This window comes from Chryseobacterium sp. JJR-5R, from assembly GCF_034047335.1.
Lineage (GTDB): Bacteria > Bacteroidota > Bacteroidia > Flavobacteriales > Weeksellaceae > Chryseobacterium.
Genome location: NZ_CP139137.1, coordinates 490087 through 510526, shown reverse-complemented (window position 1 = coordinate 510526; position 20440 = coordinate 490087). Strand labels below are relative to the sequence as shown.

Here is a 20440-nt window from a genome sequence, read left to right as displayed (position 1 = left end):
TGTCTCCAAATCCTGCTTCTTCCCAGGCAACTCTGGCATTTAACCTTATGGAAGATGCAAAAGTCACCATCCTGCTGGCAGATTATAACGGTACGACGCTGAAGACCATTTCAACTTCAGAAAGTATGAGAAAAGGAACAAGCAGAAAAGATTTCTCTATTTCCGAACTTCCGAATGGTGTTTACGTGATCAGTATTCTTGCCAATTCAGAAAAGAAATCGGTACATCTGATTGTGAAACATTAATCAAGTTTATTATTACAATAAGCAAAAGCGCAGGAATTCCTGCGCTTTTGTTATATAATGCACTGTAGATATTAAGCAGTCTCATCCGGAACGAAAGTACGCTGCGCCAGTTCCTGGTCAAAAAGATATAAAGCTGAAGGGTTGTCGCTGACCATTTTGATTTTCGTTACCAGCTGGGAAGCACTTGCCTCCTCTTCTACCTGTTCATTAATGAACCACTGTAAGAAGGAAGTCGTGGCAAAATCCCCTTCGTCATTGGCATTTTTTACGATGTTGAAGATGCTCTTCGTTACTATTTTTTCATGCTCCAGGGCTTTTTCAAAAATATCAATGGCTCCGATAAATTCATGCGGCGGCTTAGGGATTTCCCCGATGATGATTTCGCCCCCCACATCATTCAGATAATCAAACATTTTATCCGCATGCATCAGTTCCTCTTTGCTCTGAACCCTGAAATAATTGGCAATCCCGTCAAGATCCTTAGCTGAAAACCAGGCAGACATGGAAAGGTAATATTGTGCAGCATACTGTTCGTTTGCTATCTGTTCATTAATTAACTTGGCAATTTTCTCGCTAACCATAAGTAATAAATTTTGAAGTCAAAATTAGGGAATAAAACCCTAAATCAAAAGTTTTAATAAAATTTAATAGAAAAGGACGGAATAAATTCCGTCCCTTAACACATTAAAAACATTAAACTATAAACTACTTAATTTTTTTCCGGAGCCGCCGTTTTCATCGGCCTGTGCATTTTTCCGCCTTTCATCCCTTTTTCTTTCATCGCTACTTTCCTCTGTTCCATTTTAGCTTTTCTGTCCATCTGCCATTTATCATACTGCTGAGGGGTTAAAATCTGCTTCATATCCGCATCCATCTGATCCCTTTTCGTTTTCATCTCCTGCATCCTGGCCTGCCTCTGGTCTTTATTTTTATCAAAGTCAGCTTTCATTTCAGCTTTTCTTTTTTCATGCAGGGCTTTGATCTGGGCTACCTGTGACTGATTCAGATTCAGGTCTTTCTGCATCTTATCCAGGTGCTCCCGCTCTTTTTCCTGGAATTTCTGATGCATCTCTGCTCTTCTTCCTTCCTGATCCTGTGGGGGCGTCTGCTGAGCCATGGCTAAACTCCCCATTCCCACTAATGCAACGGCTAATACTAACTTTTTCATATTTCTAAATTTTAAATTTATTGTTGTATATCTTTTTGATTATAAGTTAAAATAAAAGTTAAACCAAATAATTCATAAAAATTGTTAAATTTTGATATTAATTATACAACAACAAAAAAGCATGAAAACAAAAGAAGAGCAAATCCTAAAATCTGCCCTTCACACCACTTAAATATAATATATGAAAATTAATTTCTTGCAAATCCGGTTCTGAAACCACGGTTTCCGCTTCTTTCCCCGCCTCCAGTATTCTGCTGTCTCGGAGCCGTGTTCTCACTTCTTTTAAAACCTCCGTCATTTCTGAAACCGCCTCCGTTATTTTCTCTTCTCGGAGCCTCCTCTCTTCTTACTTCCGCGTTGCCACGAAATCCCCCGTTGTTCCTGAATCCTCCGCTTCCGTTGTTTTCAGTTCTTTCCGTACGGAATCCTCCGTTATTCCTTACTCCGCTGTTTTCTTTTCTGAAACCGGAGTCGCTTCTATTACTGTTACTCCTGTTTTCAGCCTGCCCACGAAATCCTCCGCCATTATTGCCGTCTCTTACCGGCCCTCTGAAACCGTTGCCCGGCCTCTGGCTTCTCACGATATTGATCGTAGGGTTATCCATCCTGCGGAAATTCGATCTGTCTACCCTATAAATATTGATATTGACATTCCTATAGCGTGGCATTGGCCTGCAGATAGCGGCATAATGCGATCTTCTGTAATTCTGGAAATACACTACCGGACTGTGTCCTCTGTAATAATTATTCTGGAAAATCACAAAAACCCTCGGCCCCATAATTCTTTCCAGTGCATAAAACCGGTCATAATACCATCTGTCAGGGTTATAGCTGTAAAAATTATTCCAGGTGGAAAAACCTGAATACAGATTGTTTAACCTTAAGATCTGATCAATCTGCCATGGTGCAAGCCTGTTCTGGTTGAAGAATACATTCCAGTTGATGCTTGTAATGCTGTTCCTGTAATCGTTGTAATTACTCTGGTAGTAATTATTGGGATAATAATCCTGGGGATAATTGTAATAATAATCATCAGGGAAATAATTCTGATCATCCTGATCGCTGTAATATCCTCCTTGATTCTGATCATATCCGCTGTCATCCCATCCGTTATCCGGATACTGTTGAGCAAAAGCAAAAGTTGCGATACCCAAAGCAAAACTGATTAATATTTTTTTCATTGTATAGCCGTTAATTGGTTAATATATAGTAGAATATCTTAATTCTATCTTTTTGATACAAATAAAAAAAAGAAGTTAAATCATCTGATAAAACTTCTTTTATATTTAACATTAACGAATTGATAATCAATTATTAAATTTATGATCTTCCACTGTCTTTTACCCAATCCGAGATCTTATGATTGAAATCTGAACGTCCTTTGAGGTCTTCCAGCTGAACGTGCATCCTGTACCTCCAGTAATGCGGGAACACAGCCGGATTATTAATCCGCTCATGGTTCATTTCAATATTGGTAAGTTCCTTATCTGTCGCCAGAAACTCCTGAATCGGGAAAACAGCCAGCATGGCATCGTTGTAAAGATGCTGTTTCATAATTATTTCAGCCAGATGCGCATCCAATTCTTCCGGAGCCTTTCCGTACTGCACCAGCTGCTCATTAAAATACTGCTGGGTTAAAGCCGGGTCTTCCTGCCACCACTGCCTTAACGTAGAACTGTCATGCGAAGATGCCGTAACCACATTCAGGTAGCCTGCATTCTGCGGGTTGTAAAAAGGAAGATGGTCTGAAGGCATCCGCTGGACCTTCAGCGCAACAATTGCCAGCTCATCCATTACCACAGGAACACAGTCCGGAACCATTCCGAGGTCTTCGCCGCAGATCAGCATTTTGGTTGCATTGAGGATAACCGGAAGTTTTTCCATCGCTTTTTCATACCAGAGCTGATCTTGTCTTACAAAGAAATAATCCTGGTAAAGGTCGTAGAGGGATTTCTTTTCCCAATCAGATAAATAATGATAAGACTCCGTATGATAGAGATTGAATCTCGGGTGATAAACAACCTGTCCGTTTCTTTCTTCAATTAAAAACAATACGTTGGCACATAAAGCAATCAGCTGTTCTTCAATCGGGCCGTGAGGGTTTTTCCTGAAGGAATCAGAAAGTTTGCGCTGCGTATCAAATTCTTCTTTAAAAGAGTACGTTCCGTCCTGATTACTGTCAAAAAATGCCATTGCATCTTCTTTATTTTCGCCGAAATATTTCTCCAGGATCTGGTCATTGATAAACGGCTTGCAGTACCGGTCAAAATTAAACGGAATATGCCGGGCATTGAATTCTTCCAGTGTTATCGGCACGGCAGGATAAAAATAACCCAAGATTCCCTGTGTAGCGGAAACCGGCATCCTCCAGATCCTGAAAAAGCCAAGAATATGATCAATACGCATGGCATCAAAATACTGTTCCAGCGCCTTGAACCTGTTTTTCCACCATTGGTAATCATTGGCTTTCATAGCTTCCCAGTTATAAGTTGGGAATTCCCAGTTCTGTCCCAGTTCTGTAAACTGGTCAGGCGGTGCCCCGGCCTGGAAATCCATCCCAAAGAGTTCAGGTTCCGTCCATGCTTCCACAGAGTGCCTGTAGATGCCGATCGGAAGGTCTCCTTTCACCGATACGCCTAAACTATGCATATAGTCGATGGCCTCTTTGAGTTGCTTATGAAGCTGGTATTGTACCCAGGCATGAAGCATGGACGCTTCATATTCTTTGCTTTTAGCGGTAAAGAACGGAGCAATTTTTCCTGCGATGTATTTTTTATGGGTTTTCCATTCGTTGAAGTTCGGGGTTTTATATTTATCCCTCAGTACACAAAATGCGCAATACGGAACCAGCCAGCTTTCATTATCCTTGATGAATTTTTTGAAGTTCCTGTCTTTATAGATTTTATCAGTATTGGTATTGAAAACGGCTTTAAGGTATTTCCATTTTCCGGAGATCATTTTCTCGTAATCAATTAATTCCAAAGCATTAAGCTCTTCTTTTTCAGCGTCATATTCCTTAAGGGTATCTTCCGGCAGTTTAAAATCAAGATTTTCCAGGGAAATATACTGCGGATGCAGTGCATAAACAGAAACTGCGGCGTAAGGATATGAATCCGTCCATGTATAATTGGCCGTAGTATCATTGATCGGGAGGATCTGGATAATGCCGAGGCTGGTTTCTTTCGCCCAGTCGGCAAGCTTTTTCATATCAGAAAACTCGCCTACTCCGAAGCCATCCTGTGTCCTTAATGAAAACACGGGAACAGCAACGCCGGCATCGTGATACATCTGGTGAAGCTTGAATTTAAAGTAATGATCTGACACAATCTGCAGTACTTCTTTTGAATAGTTGGGCGGCGTGAACCGGTTTTCGCCGGCTTCAATATCAATTACCTGTTGCTTTTCCAGGTCATACAGACCATATTTATACTGAATTGTTTCATGTTCAGGGATTTCAACTGAAATTTCCCAGATCCCGAAACCGGTCTGGGACAGATGAAGGGCTTTTTCATGATCCCAACTGCCCAGAGAAGGCGTACTTCCGGACAGGATAATTTTCCAGTTCGGGTTATATACGGGAGCTTCAATCCTGAACAGGTGGGTATGCTTCTTCAGAACCGGTTTTTTTTCAGGCCTGAAGGCATTCAGCTTATTGTGAAGAATCTTATTGTTTAAATAATTCTCGGGGAAATTTTTACTGTTCCACTGATCAAAAATCACAAATTCTTTGTAGAGGTGAGAAAAATTAAGATGGTGTTGAACAAACTCTTCCTTCAGGATATTTCCCTTTTCCCCTGTGAGCTGGTAACGGTAGGAAATTATTTTTGAAAAGTGATCAATCTCACATTTCCATAAACCGTTTTCTGTATAAAACATTGGATGAGTCTTTGATACAGCACCTTCTTCAGTAATCACCAATTGCAGATTCTCTCCTACTTTTGTACTGTAACCTACATTAAAGTATAGCTTCATTTATATTTTTTTTATAAAAATACATTATAATATCGAAAAATGAAACTTAATGAATGTCAAATATTCATTAAAAAACCTCTTCAGATACTGAAAAGGTTTCTATATTTCAAGGAGAATAAAAAGGTTATTCCGTCACCATAATTTTTTTGTTTAACAATGTTTTCCCGGATTCGTCGGCAATATTCACCAGATAGGCTCCGCTTACCAGATTCCCGAGATTAACCTGTCGGTTCAGTGTGCCTCCTTTTACGGATAAATCCTGCTTCATTACATTTTTACCGGACATATCATAAACCGTCAGCTTGATATTTCCTTTTACTGATTTATCATTGACGTTCACATTGATGACATGATCATCCACTCTTGTAGGATAAATATCAAGATTGGCAAAAACAGTACTGGAAACGGCTTTGTCATTGGCAAAATACTTACTGGCCAGATCGTAAATATGAAGATTCTGTTCACCTGCCATCTGGCTTGCCTGCAAAGTATTAAGATCCACCTCATACAAAGGCGCGCCTTTCGCACTTGCAATTACCACTTTGCCTTTTGAGTTTACCGCAGAACCGTTAACTGAGTAATTTTCAGGGATTCCTGAAATTTTGCCCATGAATTTAGCCTTAAGCTCTTTCATTGAAATTTTAAAAACATTTCCTGAAGTGGCAAAGACATAAAAGTTGTTATCTGCATCTGCAATCATATCGCCGCCAAAACCGGTTTCAATCATCGTAAAAGAATTTTTCCCGTTTGAAGCATCGTTTTTTATAATGCCCAGGTCGTTAACGATATACTGGCCTCCTTTTCTGCTGATCTGCAAAAACTGGGTTCCGGCATTATTGATTGCATAGATATTTCCGTCATGCCCTGCTGCCATTCTCGTCATATGGGAATTGATGTCGCATGATGTTACTCTGGTCACTGTGTTTTCCACCAGCGTGATTTCTTTGGTTTTTGCATTCAGGACATAAATATTGGAGGAAAACATCGGCATATAAACCAGGTTATTGTTAACCGGATCGTAAGCCAGTGTTGCCATATTGACTGCCTGGGAATTGTTGTAGGTGTTCTTATCTTCCGTTACAGCAGCGTTCCTGCTTTGTGAAAATATTCTTGCAGGGGCATCTGCAGTAAAAACCTTGTCTCCAGATACGCCGGTAGTCCCATCAATGGCGCGGAAATCACTGAAAATAATGCTTGGCGTATCTTTTCCGGTAAGGGCAAAGAAGTCCTGCTGTGCATAAACGTTGGCTGCCGAAAGCATTAAAAACAAAGGAAGTAAATGTTTTTTCATAGGATGTATATTTGGTTCGTAATTATTTTACTGTGACTAAGTTACACAATTTTCAGATTGGTCAAAAAAAATTCATAAGATTTATTCTTGAATATTAAATTGATAAATTCTTCCCTACACTGAAGTAACAGGGGTAAGCATAAAAAAACTCCCACAGATCATTGTGGGAGTTTATAATATCAATATTTAAAAAAATTAATTCAGGACATAGGATGTTCCGTCCCTTCCGTCTTTTAATTCAATGCCTTCAGCAAGAAGCTTGTCACGGATCTGGTCTGAAAGCCCGAAGTTTTTGGATTTCCTCGCCTGGTTCCTTAATTCGATCAATACTTTTAAGGTCTGGTCCAGTTTTTCATTGTTGTTTTCTTCAATGGTCTGTAAGCCTAAGACATCAAAGATAAAGGCATCCAAAGTGGATTTCAGGTCTTCTAAGTCTTTCGTTGAGATGGTTTCTTTTCCGTCGTTCAAAGCAAAAATATATTTTACGGCTTCAAATAAGTGGGCGATCAAAACCGGGGAATTAAAGTCGTCATTCAAAGCATCATAGGCTTTGGTTTTCCATTCTGCCAGGATAAAACCGGACTGCTTTTCATCATCTGGCGTAACGGAGCCTAAAACTTTCACCGCTTCCATCAGTCTGATAAATCCTTTTTCGCTGGCTATCATTGCATCATTGGAGATATCCAGGACACTTCTATAATGCGCCTGTAAAAAGCAGAACCGTACAATTGACGGATGGAAAGGTTTTTCAAAAAAATCATTTTCGCCTGTCACCAGCTGCATCGGCAGGATATAGTTTCCGGTAGATTTGCTCATACGCTGGGAATTCATCGTCAGCATATTGGCATGCATCCAGTAGTTTACGGGTGAAGCATCGTTGCAGGCTTTCCCCTGGGCAATCTCACATTCGTGGTGCGGGAATTTCAGGTCCATTCCGCCGCCGTGGATATCAAAAGTTTCGCCTAAATATTTCGTGCTCATTGCCGTACATTCCAGGTGCCATCCCGGGAAACCTTCTCCCCAAGGCGAGTTCCATCTCATGATATGTGCCGGGGAAGCTTTTTTCCAAAGGGCAAAATCCTGCGGGTTTTTCTTTTCACCCTGTCCGTCTAAATCACGGGTATTGGCAAAAAGCTCTTCAATATTCCTTTTGGAAAGTTCACCGTAATTTAATCCTCTCCTGTTATATTCCAGCACATCGAAATAAACGGAACCGTTGCTTTCGTAAGCAAATCCTTTTTCAATCAGTTTTTGGGTCAGTTCAATCTGCTCTACAATGTGGCCGGTTGCGGTCGGTTCAATATTCGGCGGCAACAGATTGAACATTTCCAGCACTTTATGAAAATCCACCGTATATTTCTGTACGATTTCCATAGGTTCCAGCTTTTCAAGGCGGGTCTGTTTTACAAACCGGTCGTTGTTAACGTCCCCGTCATCGGTAAGGTGGCCGGCATCGGTGATATTCCGGACGTATCTTACTTTATAACCCAAATGTGTCAGGCTCCTGTAGATAAAATCAAAGGAAAGGAAAGTACGAACATTTCCCAGATGCACATTGCTGTACACGGTAGGCCCGCAGACATACATCCCGACGTTTCCTTCAAGAATGGGTTTGAATATTTCTTTTTCTCCCGCAAGCGAGTTGTATATTTTTAATTGCATTTTTTATTTTGATTTAATGATTTTAAAATTTAGTTTAAAGCTTTTCCAATTAAAAGACCGAAATCCTTTAACAGCAACATTCATCGCAACAACAAATAATTGTGGTTATGAAAATTTTGTCTGAAACTTTTTTAAATTTTATCATTCGCAGTAATTTAATAATCCAATTTTGCATGGCTTCCCACATAATGCAGGAATTCCTGTCTTGTGATCGGGTTCGTTCTGAAAATCCCGCTCAGTTCTGCCGTGATCGTAGAACTGGCCGTATCTTTTATGCCCCTGCAATTTACACAAAGATGCTTCGCATCAATAATACAGGCTACATCTTTTGTCCCTAAGGCTTCTTTTAGGGCATCAACAATCTGCATGGTAAGCCTTTCCTGAACCTGCGGCCTTTTGGCATAATAGTCCACAATCCTGTTGATCTTTGAAAGACCGATGACCTGACCGTTTGAAATATACGCTACATGTGCCCTCCCGATAATCGGTAAAAAATGATGTTCACAGAATGAATATACGGTAATATCTTTTTCCACCAGCATCTGGCGGTATTTATATTTGTTCGAGAACGTGGAAATTCCGGGTTTGTTTTCCGGCAAAAGCCCGCCGAAAATTTCATTGACATACATTTTGGCGACCCGCTTCGGGGAATCTTTTAAGGAATCATCGGTCATATCCAGACCTAATGTTTCCATGATTTCTCCGAAAAGCGCTGTGATTTTTTCTATTTTCTCCTCCGGCGATTTATCAAAAGCATCTTTCCTAATAGGCGTATGTTCTTTTCCCGTGAAAATATCATCATCGTTATCCGTAAAATCAACCATTTTTATTTAATTTGCAGCAAAAATACGGATAATATCCGTTTTGTTTATTTCAAATCATACTAAAAATTATCTTTCAGCCCCTGCCTTATGATTATTGTTGAAGAAGTACAAAATGAAAATCACAAAAGAGAATTTCTGGAGTTTCCGGCAAGACTTTATCAGCATGATGAAAATTATATCAGGCCTCTGAATAAAGATATTGAAGAATTCTTCGATCCTGAAAAAAATAAATTCTTCAGAAGCGGGGAATGCACCAGATTCCTGTTCAGGAACAAGCAGCATCAAACCGTAGGAAAGGTTGCCGTTTTTGTGAATACGCTCTATGAACAGGCACAGCCTACCGGAGGGATCGGGTTTTTCGACTGTATCAATGATCAGAAAACCGCAAATTTTATTTTTGACCACTGCAGAGGCTGGCTTCAGCAGCGGGGCATGGAAGCGATGGACGGCCCGATCAACTTCGGGGAACGCGATAAATTCTGGGGCCTTCTGACTGAAGGTTTTATTGAGCCTCTTTTCGGGATGAATTATAATTTCCCATATTACAAAGATCTTTTTGCCCAGTATGGATTTCGCATTTATTTTGAACAGCTTTGTTTTTCGAGGCCTATCTTCGCTGAAGTTTCACGGGTTTTTACGCTGATGCATACCAAACACAAGAGGAACCCGGCCATTTCTGCAATCCCCATGACGAAAGACCGATTGGGAAAATTCGCAAAGGATTTTACGGAAATTTATAACAAAGCATGGGCTGCGCACGGAGAGGGCAAACAAATGGAAGAGGCAAAGACCCTGAAGATGTTCAGGATGATGAAACCGATTATTAATGAACACATATCATGGTTTGTTTATGAAAACGATAAGCCGGTTGCCATGTGGATGAATATCCCGGACCTTAACCAGTGGTTTAAATACCTGAACGGAAAATTCGGGCTGTGGGAAAAGCTTAAGCTTCTCTGGTTTAAAAGATTTAAGAAGAACGAAAAAATGGTTGGTCTTGTTTTTGGTGTTGTTCCTGAGTGGCAGAAAAAAGGCCTCGAAGGATATATGATCTGGGAAGGGACGCAGCATTTGAGAAAGCATACTGACTTTAAGGTAACTGAGCTGCAATGGATCGGTGATTTTAACCCTAAAATGATTAAGATTGCCGAAAGCCTGGATACCACTGTAACACGCAAACTGGCTACTTACCGGTATTTATTTGACCGGAATAAAGAATTTAAGAGACACCCTGAATTATAAATATTAAAAAAACGAACAATTATGGACTCAATAATTATTTTGATTATCCTTTTTCTGTTTATTATCTTTTCTATTCCTGCACTTATCTTGCTGATTGCCTACATTGCAGCCAGAAGCAGGAAGAAGAAACAGAAAGCATTGTTGGAAACCATCGGCACGCCTGAATATTATGCTTTTGTACGCTACAATATGGGAACGGCACAGAATGAATTTTTTAAGCTCAAGGCTTTCCAAGGCAGCGGTATTATTTATGTTGAAGGCCGGAATATTCATTTTACAGACACGCTGCACCGGAACCCGCATGTATTTTCTCTGGACTCAAGCTCTATCAAATGGGAGGACGTCAATATTGTAAACGGCCTTCTGAAATGGTTTTCGGTAGAAGATCAGGAAAGAAAATATTATTTTAATATTGAGAGCGGCATGTTTATTTTTAATACCGATTCTTCAAAACCTACTACAAAAAGCGTTTTCGACAGGCTGGTTGCCTATCAGAACGAAATGCCAATAGCTCATCAGATTTAAAATTTCGGCGGAGCCAAAGGCTCCGCCGAAATTCATAAATACTATCGAACTGCAAAAGCCTTGCTTTACAGCAAGGCTTTTAAAATCAACATCATTATACTTTTATCAGAATAGTTCCCCGGCTACCTTTTTAATGTTATCGCTTTTTCCCATTGAGTAAAAGTGTAAAACAGGAACGCCAAAATCCAGCAGCTCCCTGCACTGGCTGACTGCCCATTCAACCCCGATCTGCTTTACGGCTTCATTGTTCTTCGCTTTTTCTACTTCATTAATTAATTCTTCCGGCAAATCGATCTTAAAGATCTGCGGTAAAATTTTCAAATGCTTCTTGGTGGCAATCGGTTTGATTCCCGGAATAATAGGAACCGAAATCCCCATGGCCCGTGCTTTCTGGACAAACTCAATAAATTTTTTATTGTCAAAAAACATCTGGGTTACGATGTAGTCGGCACCGGCATCCACTTTTTGTTTAAGCCATTTCAGATCATAGTTCATGGACGGCGCTTCCATATGTTTTTCGGGATAACCCGCTACCCCGACACAGAATTTATTGTGCTCGTCGCATTCCTGTTCTTCGTTGTGCAGATACTTTCCTCTTCCCAGGTCATTGATCTGATGTACCAGATTCATGGCACTCGCATGCCCGCCCTGAGTAGGCTCAAAATACTGGTGGCCCTTCATGGCATCACCCCGTAACGCCATGATATTGTCTATCCCAAGGTACATACAGTCCACCAGAAGGTATTCTGTTTCTTCTTTGGTAAAACCTCCACAAAGAAGATGGGGAACGGTATCGACACTGTATTTATGCTGAATGGCCGCACAGATTCCTAAAGTCCCGGGCCGCATTCTGGTAATCCTGCGCTCCATCAACCCATTTCCTTTATTAATATAAATATATTCTTCTCTGGAGGTCGTTACATCAATAAACGGCGGCTTGAATTCCATCAGCGGGTCAATATTCGTGTACAGGTCTTCGATCCCGATCCCTTTTTGCGGCGGCACTACCTCAAGAGAGAATAATGTTTTTCCGTTTGCTTTTTTTATATGGTCTGTGATTTTCATTTTATATAATTGCTTAAACTTCCATCAGTCTCTGTAAATCCAATCTGTCAGCAGATTTTCTCCACGGTTATAGTAATCATGGAATGCAAAACTGATTTTGAAACGATATTTTCTGTCATTAAAGTCTTCAAAAAAATGTTCGTTCCATATTATGTCAAAATAAGATTTAAGATTGACTTGGTAGGTATATGTTTTATCAGGTTTAATTTTTTTTAATTTGTCCGAGTAAGTAAAACAGTCAATATCATTTTCTGTTCTGTTCATTTTTTCAAACAATTGTGTTTCTTCATTGAAAAGTTCAAAATCAACCATTCTCATATTACAAAAATTAATTTCTTTTGGAACTTTAAAAAATTCATTTCCGGTATTTTTTATGTTCAGTTCAAATTTCCCTGTACTTTTTAAATAACTCGTTTTTGAAGCAGTTAAATATTGACAGCAGCTTTTTTGTCCGGAAACAAAACAATTTATAAACACGGAAAATAAAATCAGCTTTCTCATTGATTATCTTAATCTGCTAAATTAGGTGACAGCCATTTCCTGGCTTCCTGTAAAGGAATGCCTTTCCTGCCGGAATAATCTTTTAACTGGTCTTCGGCAATTTTCCCCAATCCGAAATACTTGGCATGCGGACTTCCGAAATAATATCCCGAAACCGAAGCAGTCGGGAACATGGCAAGGCTTTCCGTTAAATATACGCCGATGTTTTCTTCTACTTTTAAAAGATCCCAGATCGCATGCTTTTCCAGATGGTCAGGACAGGCGGGATAACCGGGTGCGGGACGTATCCCTTTGTATTTCTCGGCAATCAGTTCTTCATTGCTCAGGTTTTCTTGGTTGGCATAGCCCCAGTATTCGGTCCTGACTTTTTTATGCAAAAATTCAGCGTAAGCTTCTGCAAAACGGTCGGCTAAAGCTTTTACCATGATGGCATTGTAATCATCATGGGCTTTTTCATATTCATTAGACAGCTCATCCGTACCGAAGCCTGTGGTTACACAGAATGCTCCCATATAATCAGTCTTACCGGAACTCTGGGGAGCAATAAAGTCACTTAATGCCAGATAATCTTTTCCTTTCGACCTTTGAGCCTGCTGCCTTAGGGTCAAGAATTTAACCTGTTCATTATGGTGTTCATCGTAGATGATAATATCATCCGTTTCATTGGAATTTGCTTTGAAAATCCCGAAAATGGCTTTTGCGGTGAGCAGTTTTTCGTCAAGGATCCTTTTTAAAATCACCTGCGCGTCTTTAAACAGTTCTCTGGCCTGTGCCCCGACCACCTCATCTTCCAAAATATTCGGGTATTTTCCATGAAGGTCCCAGCTCCTGAAAAACGGCGACCAGTCTACAAACGGCAATAGCTCATTTAAATCCTGGTTTTCAAAAACCTGTATTCCCAATTGGTTTGGGGTGAAGATTTCTTCATTCTGCCAGTCAATTTTAAAACGGTTTATCCTAGCTTCTTCAATGGTGACATAATCTTTGTCGATCTGCCGGTTCAGGAATTTTTCCCTGAAATCCGAATAGTCGTTTTTCAGATCCGAAACATATTCTTTATTGCGGTCGCCCAACAGGGAACTTACTACGTTTACTGCCCTTGAGGCATCGTTTACGTGGACTACGGCATTTTTATATTTCAGATCAATCTTTACTGCGGTATGGGCTTTTGATGTCGTTGCACCGCCGATCAGTAAAGGAAAATTCAAGTTCTGCCGTTCCAGTTCTGAAGCAATGTAGACCATTTCATCTAAGCTTGGGGTAATTAATCCGCTTAACCCGATGACATCAACCTGATGATCAATGGCGGCCTGGATAATCTTTTCGGCAGGAACCATTACACCCAAATCTACAATTTCATAATTGTTGCACCCCAGGACCACACTTACAATATTTTTACCGATATCGTGAACATCGCCCTTTACGGTGGCCATTAATATTTTTCCGTTGGCCTTTTGGGTCTGGTCTTTTTCCGCTTCAATAAAAGGCTGCAGATAGGCTACCGCCTTTTTCATTACCCGGGCTGATTTTACCACCTGCGGCAGAAACATTTTTCCGCTTCCGAAAAGATCACCCACCACGCCCATTCCGGTCATCAGATTGATTTCTATGACATGAAGCGGCCGTTCCGCAATTTTTCTTGCTTCCTCCACATCTTCTTCGATAAAACGGTCGATTCCTTTTACCAGAGAATGGGTTATCCTTTCCTGCAAAGGATAAGAACGCCATTCCAGTTCTTCAGTTTTTTCTTTTTTTACCGATTTATTTCTTTCAGAATAATCCAGCAGCCGTTCTGTGGCATCTTCTCTTTTATCGAGAATGACATCTTCAACAAGTTCCAAGAGTTCTTTGTTAATCTGATCATACACCTCGAGCATGGCAGGGTTTACGATGCCGATGTTCATTCCCGCCTGTATGGCATGATAAAGAAAAACCGAATGCATGGTTTCTCTTACGGTATCATTTCCGCGGAAAGAGAAAGAAACGTTGGAAACGCCTCCGCTCACCGAAGCATACGGAAGGTTTTGCCTTACCCATCGTGTCGCCTCAATAAAGTCAATGGCATTCCTTCGGTGTTCATCCATTCCGGTAGCTACAGGAAAGATGTTTAAGTCGAAAATAATATCCTCAGCAGGAAATTTTACTTCATTGACCAGAATGTCATAAGAACGTTTTGTTATTTCGAGCCTCCTATCGTAATTGTCTGCCTGTCCCACTTCATCAAAAGCCATGACAATCACGGCTGCCCCATATCTTTTTATTGCCCTGGCATGTTTTACGAACTCTTCTTTTCCTTCTTTTAAACTGATGGAATTCACCACACATTTTCCCTGGACCACCTGGAGGCCGGCTTCAAGAATCTCCCACTTGGAAGAATCGACCATAATCGGGATTTTGGAAATATCCGGCTCGGAGCCGATGAGGTTGAGAAATTTGATCATGGAAGCTTTTCCATCGATCAGGCCGTCGTCAAAATTAACATCAAGAATCTGGGCACCACCCTCCACCTGATCTCTTGCAATATCTAAAGCTTCAGAAAACTTCTCTTCTTTTATTAATCGTAAAAATTTCTTGGATCCGGCAACATTGGTTCTTTCCCCAACATTGATAAAGTTGCTTTCCGGTGTTATAATTAAAGGCTCAAGCCCTGATAATCTTAAATATTTCATTTTATAATTTACCAATTTAAAAATCTAACCATCTGCCGATGAACTGAGCATCCGCAGATTATTAAATCAACGCCTTATTATAGGTTGTTTTTCTCGGTTCATATTTTTCAACCAGACCTGCAATCGCCCTGATATGTTCCGGTGTGGTACCGCAGCATCCGCCGACGATATTGATCAGCTTTTTTTCCACATATTCCCTGATCTGCTCTGCCATAAACTCCGGAGACTCGTCATACTGCCCGAAAGCATTGGGCAAACCTGCATTAGGATAGGCCGAAACATAAAACCCGGAGTTGTGGGCTAATGTCTCGAGATACGGGGTCAGCTGATTGGCCCCTAATGCACAGTTGAACCCTACGCTCAGCAGGTTCAGATGTGATACGGAGATTAAGAAAGCTTCTGCCGTCTGGCCGCTCAGTGTCCTTCCTGAAGCATCGGTAATGGTCCCGGAAACCATAATCGGGATATTGATTCCTCTTTCTTCCTGAATTTCATCGATGGCAAACAGGGCTGCTTTTGCATTCAGGGTATCGAAAATGGTTTCTACAAGCAAAATATCGGAGCCTCCGTCTAACAGAGCCTCGCACTGCTGTTTATAAGCTGCTCTTAACTCTTCAAAAGTAATGGCCCTATAACCCGGGTCGTTAACATCGGGGCTGAGGCTTGCGGTTCTGTTGGTCGGGCCTATGGCACCGGCTACAAATCTCGGTTTATCCGGATTTTTTGCGGTGTATTCCTCACAGGCACGGCGTGCTATTTTTGCTGATTCGTAATTCAGCTCATACACCAGCTCTTCCATATGGTAATCTGCCATCGCAATGGTGGTTCCTGAAAATGTATTGGTTTCGATGATATCGGCACCGGCTTCAAGGTATTTTTGATGTACTTCATAGATGGCGTGGGGTTGTGTGAGAGACAGCAAATCATTGTTTCCTTTTACAGGGTGTTCCCAGTTTCTGAAACGTTCGCCACGGTAATCTTCTTCTTCAAATTTATAGCGCTGCAGCATGGTTCCCATGGCGCCGTCAAGAATCAAGATCCTTTCGGACAATGCTTTGTATAATGGTTCTGAATTTTTCATTTTTACTTTATTATGATCTGTTTTAAATAGGAAATGAATTTAATTTCTATTTTTTTTATCATCAGTGAATTGACAACAAAATCTTCAACATAGCCCTGATGGAAGCGGCATCCTTTTTTGCGAGGCGGAACCGAACAAAAAAGATACAGCGGACAGCAGGTGAGAATTTTGTTTCTGAAACGGTATGCTGTTGCTCCTGAATCTTCCAACGCTGCCTAAGGCCGTATTATTCCAGCGCCTGCTTCAGATCTGCAATGATATCCTCCACATTTTCGAGGCCCACGGAACAGCGCACCAGCCCTGCCGTAATCCCAACTTCATTTCTTTCTTCATCAGTCAGCTTGGAATGCGTGGTTGATGCCGGATGCGTCACAATAGTCCTGGTATCGCCCAGGTTTGCGGATAATGAGCACATTTTTATTTTATTTAAAAATTTCCTTCCGCCATCAATGCCTCCTTTTATTTCAAAGGCTACGATATTTCCTCCCATTTTCATCTGCTTTTTGGCAATTTCATAGCCCGGGTGAGAAGGTAAAAACGGATATTTCACCAATTCTACATTCGGCTGGCTCTCTAAAAATACCGCTACTTTCATTGCATTTTCGCAGTGTCTTTCTACACGTACGGCTAATGTTTCCAAGCTTTTGGATAACACCCAGGCATTAAACGGAGACATGGCGGGTCCGGTATTCCTTGCGAAAAGATAAATTTCCCTGATCAGGTCTTCTCTTCCGACAGCAACACCGCCTAACACACGCCCCTGCCCGTCAATGAGTTTTGTTGCCGAATGTACGACAATATCTGCTCCATACTTGACCGGCTGCTGTAAGTAAGGCGTTGCAAAACAATTGTCTACAATGAATATCAGGTTGTGCTTTTTAGCGATTTGCCCGAAAAATGCCAGGTCCAATACCTCAATGGCAGGATTGGTAGGGGTTTCCAGGTATAGGATTTTTGTGTTCGGCTGAATGTATTGTTCTACATTTCCTGCATCTTCAGCCTTGAAATAACTGGTCTGGATATTCCATTTCGGGAAATATTTGGTGAACAGTGTATGGGTAGAACCGAAAACCGACTGGCAGCTCACGATATGGTCACCTGCGTTCAGCAAAGTGGCAAAAGTTGAATAGATGGCTGCCATTCCGGTTGCAAAAGCATAGCCTGCTTCCGCGCCTTCCATTTTTGTGATCTTATCCGTAAATTCCGTTACGTTCGGGTTTGAAAACCGGCTGTACAGGTTTTTGGGTTTTTCTTCGGCAAAGCTGGCACGCATGTCGTCGGCATCTTCAAAAACAAAGCTTGAGGTTAAAAACAGCGGTGTTGAATGCTCGTCAAACTGGGTTCTTTCAGTCTGTGTCCGTATCGCAAGGGTTTCAAAATTTTCCATAAAAATTAAATTTAACAGAACAATGTATCAGTTTAGCATTTTACCAATGTATGGCAGTATTTTTAAATTATTATAATGATAAAATTTTTATATTATTACCTATTATTCATTTATCTATTTATTTTGTTTCACTGAGTCTTAAAATATCGCCGAAAACTCCTCTGGCAGTTACCAAGGCTCCTGCTCCGGCTCCCATGATGACAATCGGATGTTCTCCGTAACTTTCGGTATAAATCTCAAAGATTGAATCTGAGCCTTTCAGCTGTCCTAAGGCTGAGCCTGCGGGAACAGAAATCATCTGCACATCCAGTTCGCCTTTGTCCTGCTGCAGGTCTCCGTGCAGGTCACCTACATATCTAAGGACATGCCCGGGCTCCTGGTTTTCTTTGATTTTCTGGTATTCTTCATCCAGTTCTCCAAGCCTTGTCAGAAATTCCGGTTTGGAAACGGAAAGCAAATGCTCCGGCACCAGGTTCTGGATTTTGATATCATTAAATTCATTGATAAGATCCAACTCCCTCGCTAAAATCAGCAGCTTTCTGGCAACATCATTTCCTGACAGGTCTTCTCTCGGGTCCGGCTCGGTATATCCTTTTTCCAGTGCTTCACTGATGATGACAGAAAATTTGTCGTCCCTTAAAGAAAAATTATTGAATACATAACTTAAAGTCCCTGAAAATACGCCTTTGATCCTCGTGATATTTTCCCCTGAAAGGTGTAAAAGCTTAATGGTATCAATCAGCGGCAGGCCGGCGCCCACATTGGTTTCATACAGGTAGCGCCTGTTGTTTTTATTTAAGGTATATCTCAGCTTGCGGTATTCTTCAATCGGAAGCGTGTTGAAGATTTTATTGGAAGACACCAGGTCAAAACCGTTTTCGGCCAGCGCATGGTAGTTTTTCACAAAGTCTGTGCTTGCCGTGTTGTCTACCACAATCAGGTTTTCCAGCTGGTTTTCTTTTGAAAACCTGATCAGGGTATCAACATGCGAAGGTGTCTCAGCAGTCAGCACCTCATCATTCCAATTATTACCGAACCCTTTCGTACTGAAGGCTATTTTTCTTGAGTTGGCTACCGCTACCACCTTAAGATCGATATTTTTACGTCTTTTAATTTCTTCAGAAGATTCCAGAACCTGTTTTATCAGTGTTTTCCCAACATTTCCGTGACCGATGATGGCCAGATGTACCGTTTTCGGTTTTTTATAAATTTCGGATTCGATGATGTTTTTTGCTTTTTCGCTCTGTGAAGAGGTTACCACGATATTTACCCTTTTCTCACTGGCGATTTGGTTAAGCAGCAACGGGAATACATTATTCCTGGCCAGTTCCGACAATACTTTATTAAAATCTTCGGCAACAAAACCCAATACTGATACATTATTGATACTGTAGATCTGAGAAACTTTTCCGGATTTCCGTTCTGCCTCAAATTCGTCAATCAGGCAATTGACTGCTTTTTCAGAATCACTTTCCTGTACCAGAATAGACAATCCGTTTTCAATGGCCTGCTGGGAGATCACCCCGACACTGATCCGCGCCAGGGTAAGCGCTTTGAAAATCCTTCCGTCAATCCCGATTTCCCCAAGGAAATCTTCGCCTTCAAACTTAATGATTGACCTGTTTTTTAAAAATTTTATTTCGTTGGCACTGTTCTTCATCTTTGCAAAATATTTTTAATGATTGTATTTAATTGTTCATATTCCATCAGAAAGGCATCATGCCCGTGTATGGACTGTATTTCATGATAAAACACACGATTTTTATTCTTTTTCAGGTTCTCACAGCACATCCGGATCTCTGAAGCCGGAAAAAACAGATCGGTATCCACTGCAATCATATGTATATCTGCTTCTATGCTGCTCAGTCTGTTTTCAGGAGCATTGATGTTCATCAGCAGATGGTTCATCAGCCGGTATGCTTTCAGACTAAATCTCTCGTTTAATGCATTTCCGTGGTACAACAGCCAGTCTTCGGATTCCAGCCGTTGCTTTTCGTTGTTGTATGTATTCTGAAACCTGCTGTTTAAAGACTGGGGCGTCCTGTAGCACAGCATGGCATGGATCCTTGCTTTTTGCAGAGGCTCATCATTCTGGTTCAGTAAAAATTTCTGGACCAGGCATTGTGCATGGAGCCAGTCATGGGTTTTATAATCGCAGGCAACGGGAATAAAAACCTCAGCCAGTCCCGGGCTTTTTGCCAGCATTTCCCATCCGATTCCGCCACCCAGAGAACCTCCGATGATGGCATGCAATCGGTTAATTCCTAATTCTTCCAGCCCCTTTAAAAAGATATTGGCTATATCCGAAGGGGTAAAGTCTTCATATTCATCCAATAAAAAACCGTCATATCCGTTTCCGGGAATATTGAAGCACAGAACGGTGTACTTATTGGTATCAATGATAAGGTTTTCGCCGATCAGGTTTTTCCACCATCCTTTCTCCCCTGCTACCTCTGAATTTCCGGTTAACGCATGGTTGACTAAAATAACCGGGGCTGAAAAGAGGGTTTTCCCGAAAAGCTGATAGCTTAACGGAATGGGATATTCCTTATCGGAATCGGTATGGTACGAAAAATGAATAAGGTTCAGTTTTATTTTCAATTCTATTATACTTTTATGATAATACAATTGAAAATGCCATGAGAATGGCTGAAAGAAATTTCAGTAAGTTATCTGTCCAGAAATAAATCTGGTAGAACGTAGCACCTTCTTTGCTTGCACAAAGGGTTGCTAAGGTTTCACAGGGTCTAATCCCTCAACCTTTCTTGATAACATTTTCAATATGCTAATGAACGAATGGTGCAAAGA

The 20440-nt window shown here is 41.0% G+C and carries 17 protein-coding genes and 1 riboswitch; of the genes, 3 read left to right on the top strand and 14 right to left on the bottom strand.

Features of this window, described 5'->3' with window-relative positions:
• Window positions 1-47: 47 nt before the first annotated feature.
• Window positions 48-245, top strand: a complete 198-nt coding sequence (locus SD427_RS02430) for a hypothetical protein (RefSeq protein WP_320559724.1) — start codon at window positions 48-50, stop codon at window positions 243-245.
• Window positions 246-316: 71 nt separating this feature from the next.
• Here SD427_RS02430 and SD427_RS02425 read toward each other — a convergent pair whose 3' ends face one another.
• From SD427_RS02425 to folE, 7 genes are all read right to left on the bottom strand, one after another.
• On the bottom strand, window positions 317-826 hold the full coding sequence (locus tag SD427_RS02425; RefSeq protein WP_320559723.1) for a ferritin: 510 nt from the start codon (window positions 824-826) through the stop codon (window positions 317-319).
• A 128-nt stretch (window positions 827-954) separates the two neighbouring features.
• Window positions 955-1413: a hypothetical protein gene (locus SD427_RS02420; protein WP_320559722.1), complete on the bottom strand. Its 459-nt coding sequence runs from the start codon at window positions 1411-1413 to the stop codon at window positions 955-957.
• 188 nt (window positions 1414-1601) lie between these two features.
• Window positions 1602-2594: a hypothetical protein gene (locus SD427_RS02415; protein ID WP_320559721.1), complete on the bottom strand. Its 993-nt coding sequence runs from the start codon at window positions 2592-2594 to the stop codon at window positions 1602-1604.
• Window positions 2595-2733: 139 nt separating this feature from the next.
• The gene (locus tag SD427_RS02410; protein ID WP_320559720.1) at window positions 2734-5385 is read right to left on the bottom strand and encodes a 4-alpha-glucanotransferase; all 2652 of its coding nucleotides are present in this window, start codon (window positions 5383-5385) and stop codon (window positions 2734-2736) included.
• 124 nt (window positions 5386-5509) lie between these two features.
• Window positions 5510-6676, bottom strand: coding sequence for a T9SS type A sorting domain-containing protein (locus SD427_RS02405; RefSeq protein WP_320559719.1), 1167 nt, complete (start codon window positions 6674-6676; stop codon window positions 5510-5512).
• 195 nt (window positions 6677-6871) lie between these two features.
• Window positions 6872-8338, bottom strand: a complete 1467-nt coding sequence (cysS, locus tag SD427_RS02400) for a cysteine--tRNA ligase (protein ID WP_320559718.1) — start codon at window positions 8336-8338, stop codon at window positions 6872-6874.
• A 155-nt stretch (window positions 8339-8493) separates the two neighbouring features.
• Complete coding sequence (gene folE, locus SD427_RS02395) at window positions 8494-9162, bottom strand: GTP cyclohydrolase I FolE (protein ID WP_320559717.1); 669 nt, start codon at window positions 9160-9162, stop codon at window positions 8494-8496.
• 87 nt (window positions 9163-9249) lie between these two features.
• Here folE and SD427_RS02390 point away from each other — a divergent pair, with 87 nt between their 5' ends.
• Complete coding sequence (locus SD427_RS02390; RefSeq protein WP_320559716.1) at window positions 9250-10404, top strand: hypothetical protein; 1155 nt, start codon at window positions 9250-9252, stop codon at window positions 10402-10404.
• A gap of 21 nt (window positions 10405-10425) precedes the next feature.
• Window positions 10426-10929 carry a hypothetical protein gene (locus SD427_RS02385; RefSeq protein ID WP_320559715.1) on the top strand — a complete coding sequence of 168 codons (504 nt, stop codon included), beginning with the start codon at window positions 10426-10428 and terminating at the stop codon, window positions 10927-10929.
• A 105-nt stretch (window positions 10930-11034) separates the two neighbouring features.
• Here the strand turns inward: SD427_RS02385 and metF are convergent, their stop codons facing one another.
• The 7 genes from metF to SD427_RS02350 all read right to left on the bottom strand — a co-directional run bounded on the left by metF (window position 11035) and on the right by SD427_RS02350 (window position 20233).
• Window positions 11035-11994: a methylenetetrahydrofolate reductase [NAD(P)H] gene (metF, locus tag SD427_RS02380; protein ID WP_320559714.1), complete on the bottom strand. Its 960-nt coding sequence runs from the start codon at window positions 11992-11994 to the stop codon at window positions 11035-11037.
• 24 nt (window positions 11995-12018) lie between these two features.
• Window positions 12019-12495: a hypothetical protein gene (locus tag SD427_RS02375; RefSeq protein WP_320559713.1), complete on the bottom strand. Its 477-nt coding sequence runs from the start codon at window positions 12493-12495 to the stop codon at window positions 12019-12021.
• A gap of 8 nt (window positions 12496-12503) precedes the next feature.
• Window positions 12504-15164, bottom strand: coding sequence for a methionine synthase (gene metH / locus SD427_RS02370; protein ID WP_320559712.1), 2661 nt, complete (start codon window positions 15162-15164; stop codon window positions 12504-12506).
• 61 nt (window positions 15165-15225) lie between these two features.
• Window positions 15226-16245, bottom strand: coding sequence for a homocysteine S-methyltransferase family protein (locus SD427_RS02365; RefSeq protein WP_320559711.1), 1020 nt, complete (start codon window positions 16243-16245; stop codon window positions 15226-15228).
• Window positions 16246-16471: 226 nt separating this feature from the next.
• Window positions 16472-17632 carry an O-succinylhomoserine sulfhydrylase gene (locus SD427_RS02360; protein WP_320559710.1) on the bottom strand — a complete coding sequence of 387 codons (1161 nt, stop codon included), beginning with the start codon at window positions 17630-17632 and terminating at the stop codon, window positions 16472-16474.
• A gap of 118 nt (window positions 17633-17750) precedes the next feature.
• Complete coding sequence (locus SD427_RS02355) at window positions 17751-19292, bottom strand: ACT domain-containing protein (protein WP_320559709.1); 1542 nt, start codon at window positions 19290-19292, stop codon at window positions 17751-17753.
• Window positions 19289-20233, bottom strand: a complete 945-nt coding sequence (locus SD427_RS02350) for an alpha/beta fold hydrolase (RefSeq protein WP_320559708.1) — start codon at window positions 20231-20233, stop codon at window positions 19289-19291. The genes SD427_RS02355 and SD427_RS02350 overlap by 4 nt, the downstream gene beginning before the upstream one ends.
• Window positions 20234-20298: 65 nt before the next feature.
• A riboswitch (SAM riboswitch) is annotated at window positions 20299-20407 on the bottom strand.
• Window positions 20408-20440 lie beyond the last annotated feature (33 nt).

Excerpts from the sequence above, each read along its gene's own strand:
- SD427_RS02360 (WP_320559710.1), bottom strand. The coding sequence starts at position 17,632 with ATGGAAAATTTTGAAACCCTTGCGATACGGACACAGACTGAAAGAACC.
- SD427_RS02385 (WP_320559715.1), top strand. The coding sequence starts at position 10,426 with ATGGACTCAATAATTATTTTGATTATCCTTTTTCTGTTTATTATCTTT.
- SD427_RS02425 (WP_320559723.1), bottom strand. The coding sequence starts at position 826 with ATGGTTAGCGAGAAAATTGCCAAGTTAATTAATGAACAGATAGCAAAC.
- SD427_RS02415 (WP_320559721.1), bottom strand. The coding sequence starts at position 2,594 with ATGAAAAAAATATTAATCAGTTTTGCTTTGGGTATCGCAACTTTTGCT.
- SD427_RS02420 (WP_320559722.1), bottom strand. The coding sequence starts at position 1,413 with ATGAAAAAGTTAGTATTAGCCGTTGCATTAGTGGGAATGGGGAGTTTA.
- SD427_RS02390 (WP_320559716.1), top strand. The coding sequence starts at position 9,250 with ATGATTATTGTTGAAGAAGTACAAAATGAAAATCACAAAAGAGAATTT.
- metF (WP_320559714.1), bottom strand. The coding sequence starts at position 11,994 with ATGAAAATCACAGACCATATAAAAAAAGCAAACGGAAAAACATTATTC.
- metH (WP_320559712.1), bottom strand. The coding sequence starts at position 15,164 with ATGAAATATTTAAGATTATCAGGGCTTGAGCCTTTAATTATAACACCG.
- SD427_RS02430 (WP_320559724.1), top strand. The coding sequence starts at position 48 with ATGGAAGATGCAAAAGTCACCATCCTGCTGGCAGATTATAACGGTACG.
- SD427_RS02375 (WP_320559713.1), bottom strand. The coding sequence starts at position 12,495 with ATGAGAAAGCTGATTTTATTTTCCGTGTTTATAAATTGTTTTGTTTCC.
- SD427_RS02365 (WP_320559711.1), bottom strand. The coding sequence starts at position 16,245 with ATGAAAAATTCAGAACCATTATACAAAGCATTGTCCGAAAGGATCTTG.
- SD427_RS02410 (WP_320559720.1), bottom strand. The coding sequence starts at position 5,385 with ATGAAGCTATACTTTAATGTAGGTTACAGTACAAAAGTAGGAGAGAAT.
- SD427_RS02355 (WP_320559709.1), bottom strand. The coding sequence starts at position 19,292 with ATGAAGAACAGTGCCAACGAAATAAAATTTTTAAAAAACAGGTCAATC.
- SD427_RS02405 (WP_320559719.1), bottom strand. The coding sequence starts at position 6,676 with ATGAAAAAACATTTACTTCCTTTGTTTTTAATGCTTTCGGCAGCCAAC.
- folE (WP_320559717.1), bottom strand. The coding sequence starts at position 9,162 with ATGGTTGATTTTACGGATAACGATGATGATATTTTCACGGGAAAAGAA.
- cysS (WP_320559718.1), bottom strand. The coding sequence starts at position 8,338 with ATGCAATTAAAAATATACAACTCGCTTGCGGGAGAAAAAGAAATATTC.